This window comes from Paenibacillus forsythiae T98 (genome assembly GCF_000520735.1).
Classification (GTDB): domain Bacteria; phylum Bacillota; class Bacilli; order Paenibacillales; family Paenibacillaceae; genus Paenibacillus_AQ; species Paenibacillus_AQ forsythiae.
In genome coordinates, this window is the sequence record NZ_ASSC01000801.1 from 1 (window position 1) to 6,251 (window position 6,251).

A 6,251-nucleotide genomic window follows, 5' to 3' on the forward strand; every position below is an offset into this window, starting at 1 on the left:
AAGAGGTGCGGTGTCCACAATAAGGGTGTTCAGCCGGTTTAGCTTATGTATAATTTCTTGTTTGTATTATCCCACGAATCTTGAACAAACAAGAGAAAAGGTATATCACATAAGCAATCTTAAAAGAAATCAAACAGAACTTCCGTGAGGTCAGAGATATGCTATAAAGAGAGATTGAATTAAGTACAAAATAAATTGCTTTCGAAATGCGACTTTTATCACGAAAGGAAGAAACTATGATTGAACTAAAAGGTTATGATGCAGCAGCTTTTATTGCTGATATGAAATATACAGATGACAAATTGTTGAAACGAGGCAGGAGGAGGCATGGTTTTTCTTTAACTGATAGACCAAGAGTTGATCCAGAAGAGTCTAGAATTAAGAGATGGAAAATGGAAAACCAAAAAAGTGAATACATATTGAAATATCTAAGAGAACATTGTTCCAATACGGACTATGCAAGGAAATATGAAGAAAATAATAAATGGAGTAAACAATTAATGTTCCCTACAGAAGAGTCTAAAAAATGTGAACGTCTAGCCGAAGATGTAAGGCATTGTACTATGAAGCGTGAGAAAATTAGTTGCTACACTTGTTGTTTTGTTTGCTATACTCCTGCGATGTGTGTCGGCACAAATTGCCCATTGCTACCTGAGAATAGGAGACCGCATTAAAACTGAATTTTATGAAAAATGCTTCTCGGTAATCTCTTCGATGACACGAGAAGCTCAATATAATTAAATTTTTAATTGTAAAAACGTTTGAAGGATCTCTGCTCTTTGTTTGACATCGTTCAAGGCGGTTATAACATCACTAGATAGGTTTTCAATTTCTTTATACATATCACTTGTCTCTTTTTTAGCAAAGATATCCTTTCCTTCTTTTAAGAGTGAATTAGAAGAATTAATTTGAGGTTTTTTCCTTGAAATATATGTACTTTTTGCATCTAAAGATAATTTGTATTTTTTTAGTGACTCGATGTATTCATTGTGTTGAGTAGTAAGTTTTTCAGGAGCTTTTAAAGCTTTTAAAGAAATGATATCTGAGTTCACAAAACTACTTAAAAGATTAAGTTCGCTTACTACATCGTCTACACGTTGAGAATCATAAAAAATTATAGCAGATGTATTGGATTTGCTCACCAAGCTATTGATCGTTTCGACATGTAGATGAATGATATAAAAGATTGATTCGTTCAATGATTCAAAATACACTTTTCTAGTATTAAACGAATCAATACTTTTCTCGGCATATTCCTTCAGCTCAGGCACTTCTTTAGAAATTTTGGTAATATATGAAAGTCCTGAGTTGATGTCTGAATAGTTTTGATATGAATCAATATTAAAGGTATCGCTTTCCTTGATTTTAGTTAGATAAGTATCATATTCTTTACTATCTTCATCCTTTAATTTCTGAATGTCGGTGTTAAATGCAGCCAAGTCTTTTGATTCGAATGCTTTGTCTGCATCAGAAGTGACCTCTTCTACATCAAAAGAATTGCAAGCTGTTAATAAAAGGATAGAAAATGCTATTATTATGGTTTTTAATTTCATTCCCATATTTCCCCCTTAATGTTTGACTCGACAATTTTAACAGCATAGGAAAAATAGTACAATATAAAAAGTGACAAAATATTCTTGAGTGGTGTAAGTTGTAGCGTGGGTAAATATAATGGTACATTACTTTGAATCTATCAACTGGAGGTGCTGAGACTATTCTGCGATTACCCGAGAAATAATACAAAGGAGAATAGTATGAGAGGTTCACTATTTCGTTATACCAAGAAACAGATTAAACAAGCATTCTCTGGATATAAGAAGATTCAAGTCGGAGCGACCATTAAAGAAGTTACTTTGACTCGAACCAAAAGAGTTGGTAGACAGATTGGTTTTTAACTCTTTGAAGACAAAAGAACTAGTTATCGTTAATCAAGTTTAAACAAGTATGTATACATAATCGTCTCTTATATCAAGATGAAGAAATTCATCAAATTTATGTGGCTGTTGATCAATTAAATAAGAAGTTAAGAAGTCGCATAGATAACGATAACTTTCCTTGTACATCTCAAGCGTTCGTGGTGATCGGCCTTCTGCAATCTTAGGGCTGTAAAAAACATCAAACAATTCATCAAGTGATTTATCTACTCCGATTTGTGACCGACCATTCTTATACCGTTTTCCTGTTCTTTGATCCATATAAAAAGCGCCTACCCTTCGTATCGAATACGATGATTAAGCGCTAAATTCATAATGTATGTAGCCGCTAACCTTTGCACCACAAATGTACAAAATTAAGCGTCAAAAACATTGATAAATAAGGGAATAGTCGTATAATTCTGAACTCCAGACCCCAAGGGTGCGCGCTACCAGACTGCGCCATACCCCGATAATATGTAAGTCGCCAGTATGCTGTCACAACCAACATTACAGGTGTTCCTTACGCATAACACTGCGAAATATCAGCGACGAATATTGTTATACGACTTTTCGGTCCTCCCTTGCAAGTAAAAAATATATCAAAAACCATCTTGAATTTTATAGATATTCCCAGGATACTATGCTATACTATCGTTACAAGGAAAGGAGGTGCGTTCACATTAATAATGACATGTTGAACGTATCCCTTACCCGGACCATTGGCTAATGAATCGGCTTTTGGTGGCGCGGGATACGGATCATGAAAGTTAAGCGCCTCGGGTAGAAGGACCGTCTTCGGACGGTCTTTTTTCATTGCTGCTGTGCAGGCAGGCAAAGAACCGCCCCATCCCTAAAGTCTTGGTACAGGGATGGGGCGGTTCTTTCGAAAATATCTCTCTGCATGGATGGCGATAGACTCCTAGCAGGGTTAATGGATGGTTTGTGTTCCTCCCTGGCATTGGACAGGAACGTCAGGATTTTCGGTTCGTATAGAAGTCGATAATATCGCTGACCGTGCGGAGCGGCTCCGCCTCTTTGCGGATCGGGTTCGTATCCGGCTTAAAATCCTCATGTGACTTCGTTGTCATTTCAAAGTTCATCCTTTCGCTGGTTAAGCCTTTTCTATATTTACGGCGTCTTACTTTATTACCCAAAATTGCGGGTAATGACACCTTAACAATATATGGCTTTGTTGAACTTTTTATGACGGCTATTGTGATTCTATAAAGAGGAAAAGACGCCTTTTTAACAAATTTGTTAAAAAGACGTCTCTTCCTCTTTGCTTCTGTTGCCTGCGTTCGCCTCATTTAATTCTGTCTTCAACCGCTCCAGCAGCTTATGGTCTTTCGGCGTAAGCTCGGCCCGCTCCAGCAGCTCGGGTCTACGCTCCAGCGTCCGCTTCAGCGATTGCTCCCTCCGCCACGCTTCAATGTTGGCATGATGGCCGCTCAGCAGCATATCCGGCACCTTCCAGCCCCGAAACTCGGCCGGACGCGTGTAATGCGGGTATTCCAGCAGCCCCGTGCTGAACGAATCGGTCACTGCGGAGGACTCGTTTCCAAGCGCTCCTGGCTGCAGACGGACGACCGCATCAATGACCGTAAGCGCGGGCAGCTCTCCGCCGGTCAGCACATAATCGCCGATGGACAGCTCATCCGTAACCAGATGCTCGCGGATTCGCTCGTCATAGCCCTCGTAATGGCCGCAAATAAAAATAAGATGCTTCTCCCTGGCCAGTTCTTCCGCGACTCGCTGATCGAAAGGCCGGCCTTGCGGACACATGAGGATAATTCGCGGTTTGGCGCCCTCTCCATGAGGCGTTGCATTGGCTTCGTCTGCTGAGTCTGACGGACTCTCCAGGTTGTCCAGAAGATGCTCCGCCGCAGCAAAAATCGGCTCAGGCTTGAGCACCATGCCCCCTCCCCCGCCATAAGGAGTGTCATCGACGCTGCTGTGCTTGTTGTTCGCGTAGTCACGGAAGTTCACCGCATTCAGCCGGGCGATGCCCTTGTCCCGCGCCTTGCCCAGAATGCTCGTGCCGAACACCACTTCACACATTTCCGGGAATAGCGTCAGCACATCAATCTTGATCATGACAGCAGCCCTTCCATCAGTTGAATCTTCACCCGTTTGTTTGGCACATCGACATCAAGGACCACGTCGTCAATGACGGGAATCAGAATATCCTGGCCTTTGGGACGTCTGACGACCCAGACATCGTTGGCTCCAGGAGTCAAAATCTCGGAAATCACGCCTAGCCACGTTTCCCCTTCTTCATTCGTGTAGACCTCGCAGCCGATAATATCGTGAAAATAGTACTCGTTCTCCGGCAGCTCCACCCGTTCGTCCTCTGTAACTTTAATCAGGCTGCCTTTATACTTTTCCACCTGGTTGATGTCGTTATAGCCCTTCAACTTGACGATATACATCCCCTTATGCTCACGCGCCGATTCCACGGCGACCTCAATCTGGCCTTTTCCGTCTTCCGGAATAATGAGCAGCTTGCTGCCGGGAGCAAATCTCACCTCGGGAAAATCGGTCCGGGACAATATTTTGACTTCCCCCCGAATCCCGTGGGTATTGACCAGCTTGCCTACCATTAACAGCGATTCCGTCATGCCATTCACTCCCTTTTACACTTCATCTTTATATAAGTAACGTTCCCCGGCGCAACGAGCCTATGCTTCGCAAGGGCACATCTGATCTTCTTTATAGTTAAACAAAAGGAGCCGGAATCCAGCGATCCCCAGCTCCTCTTTGAACGGCCACCTCTCAGGATAAAATATCCACGGTGACGCGCTTATCGCTCTTGACTGCTGCCGATGTAACGACTGTCCGGAGCGCTTTGGCGATCCGTCCCTGCTTGCCGATGACCTTGCCCACATCATTAGGATGAACGGACAGTTCATATACAATCAGATGATCCTTCTCCACGGTCCGCACCGTCACATCTTCCGGATGATCCACTAAAGCCTTAGCAATAACTGCAACTAATTCTTCCATAGAGGACCCTCGCAATCAGTCATTATTTCTGCAACTTCGACTCATGGAACTTCTTCAACACACCCGCTTTGCTCAGCAAGTTGCGAACCGTGTCGGATGCTTGCGCACCGGTTTGAAGCCATTTGAGCGCTTTTTCCTCATCGATGTTCACTACTGCCGGTTGTGCAACCGGGTTATAGTAACCGATTTCCTCGATAAAACGACCGTCACGAGGAGACCGGGAATCGGAAACCACTACACGATAGAAAGGCGCTTTATGAGCACCCATACGTTTCAGACGAATACGTACTGCCACGAAATTCACCTCCTTATAAGAGTATCAGGGGAGCCCCTCCCAAACCCTCCCCACCGGGGAGGGCCCCAAGGGCTGCCGCCCTCTGGACACCCGCTAATGGCAATTGGCGTTGGCGGGTGGACTGGCGGGACCTTGGATAGTTGGGGTAATGATCGCTTTCCGTCCCTGACGGGACACGCTTGACTGCGGATTTATCTAGTAACGGGTTGAACCCCAAAAACTAACTGCCAAAGATTAAAGAGAGTTGATCAACCTATGTTGTACAATGGTTGATCTCAGACAAAAGACTAAGGGCGGATCAACCTATGTTGTACAATGGTTGATCTCAGACAAAAGATTAAAGAACCTGATCAACCTATGTTGTACAATGGTTGATCTCGGGCAAAAGATTAAGGGCGGATTAACCTATGTTGCACAATGGTTAATCACGATAAAAGATTAAAGGCTAATCCTTAACGGAAAGGGAACTTCATGCCTTTTCCGCCGAGCGCTTTAAGCTGCTTCATGGCGTTCTTCTTGGCGGATTTGCCTCCGCCGCCGCCGAATCCGCCCATCATGCCGGAGAACTGCTTCATCATCCGGCGCATCTCATCGAACTGCTTGATGAGCCGGTTCACCTCAGCGAGCGAGGTGCCGCTGCCGGCGGCGATCCGCTTGCGGCGGTTGTGGTTGATAATCTCGGGCTGGCTCTTCTCCTGCCTGGTCATCGATTTGACAATCGCCTCAACGCGGCCCATCTGCTTGTCGTCAACCTTCAAATCCTTCATGCCCTTGGCTTTGTTCATGCCCGGGAGCATGTCGAGGATCTGATCAATCGGGCCAAGCTTCTTGACCTGATCCATTTGCTCCAGGAAATCGTCGAACGTAAACTCCGCATTGCGCATTTTACGTTCCATTTCCTTCGCTTTGTCGGCGTCGATATTGGCCTGCGCCTTCTCGATCAGCGACAGCATATCACCCATGCCGAGAATCCGCGAAGCCATCCGCTCCGGATGGAACGGCTCCAGCGCGTCGATCTTCTCGCCGAGAGCGGCGAA

Annotated in this window: 7 protein-coding genes and 1 pseudogene; 1 reads left to right on the forward strand and 7 read right to left on the reverse strand. The window is 44.6% G+C overall.

Translation table 11 applies throughout. The features are described 5' to 3' along the window. Window positions 1–236 precede the first annotated feature (236 nt). Window positions 237–674 (forward strand): hypothetical protein, encoded by a 438-nt coding sequence (locus tag L692_RS32145; protein ID WP_156940575.1) that lies wholly within the window; start codon window positions 237–239, stop codon window positions 672–674. Window positions 675–737: 63 nt separating this feature from the next. Here L692_RS32145 and L692_RS0124605 read toward each other — a convergent pair whose 3' ends face one another. The 7 genes and pseudogenes from L692_RS0124605 to L692_RS0124640 form a co-directional block, all read right to left on the reverse strand. Next, window positions 738–1,553, reverse strand: coding sequence for a hypothetical protein (locus L692_RS0124605; RefSeq protein ID WP_025702588.1), 816 nt, complete (start codon window positions 1,551–1,553; stop codon window positions 738–740). A gap of 381 nt (window positions 1,554–1,934) precedes the next feature. Beyond that, window positions 1,935–2,195, reverse strand: a complete 261-nt coding sequence (locus L692_RS32150) for a hypothetical protein (protein WP_156940576.1) — start codon at window positions 2,193–2,195, stop codon at window positions 1,935–1,937. 978 nt (window positions 2,196–3,173) lie between these two features. Beyond that, the gene (trmD, locus tag L692_RS0124620) at window positions 3,174–4,007 is read right to left on the reverse strand and encodes a tRNA (guanosine(37)-N1)-methyltransferase TrmD (protein ID WP_025702589.1); all 834 of its coding nucleotides are present in this window, start codon (window positions 4,005–4,007) and stop codon (window positions 3,174–3,176) included. Then, a complete protein-coding gene (gene rimM, locus L692_RS0124625) occupies window positions 4,007–4,534 on the reverse strand; it encodes a ribosome maturation factor RimM (RefSeq protein ID WP_025702590.1) in 528 nt (175 codons plus the stop codon). The genes trmD and rimM overlap by 1 nt, the downstream gene beginning before the upstream one ends. A gap of 154 nt (window positions 4,535–4,688) precedes the next feature. Then, entirely contained in the window at window positions 4,689–4,919 is a 231-nt protein-coding gene (locus L692_RS0124630) for a KH domain-containing protein (RefSeq protein WP_025335405.1), read from the reverse strand. A gap of 22 nt (window positions 4,920–4,941) precedes the next feature. After that, complete coding sequence (gene rpsP / locus L692_RS0124635; RefSeq protein WP_025335406.1) at window positions 4,942–5,214, reverse strand: 30S ribosomal protein S16; 273 nt, start codon at window positions 5,212–5,214, stop codon at window positions 4,942–4,944. Window positions 5,215–5,666: 452 nt separating this feature from the next. Continuing rightward, window positions 5,667–6,251 (reverse strand): annotated as a pseudogene (locus tag L692_RS0124640) (signal recognition particle protein); the annotation flags it as partial.

Coding starts and splice junctions, on each gene's coding strand:
- L692_RS0124630 (WP_025335405.1), bottom strand. CDS start 4,919: ATGGAAGAATTAGTTGCAGTTATTGCTAAGGCTTTAGTGGATCATCCG.
- rimM (WP_025702590.1), bottom strand. CDS start 4,534: ATGACGGAATCGCTGTTAATGGTAGGCAAGCTGGTCAATACCCACGGG.
- L692_RS32145 (WP_156940575.1), top strand. CDS start 237: ATGATTGAACTAAAAGGTTATGATGCAGCAGCTTTTATTGCTGATATG.
- L692_RS0124605 (WP_025702588.1), bottom strand. CDS start 1,553: ATGAAATTAAAAACCATAATAATAGCATTTTCTATCCTTTTATTAACA.
- L692_RS32150 (WP_156940576.1), bottom strand. CDS start 2,195: ATGGATCAAAGAACAGGAAAACGGTATAAGAATGGTCGGTCACAAATC.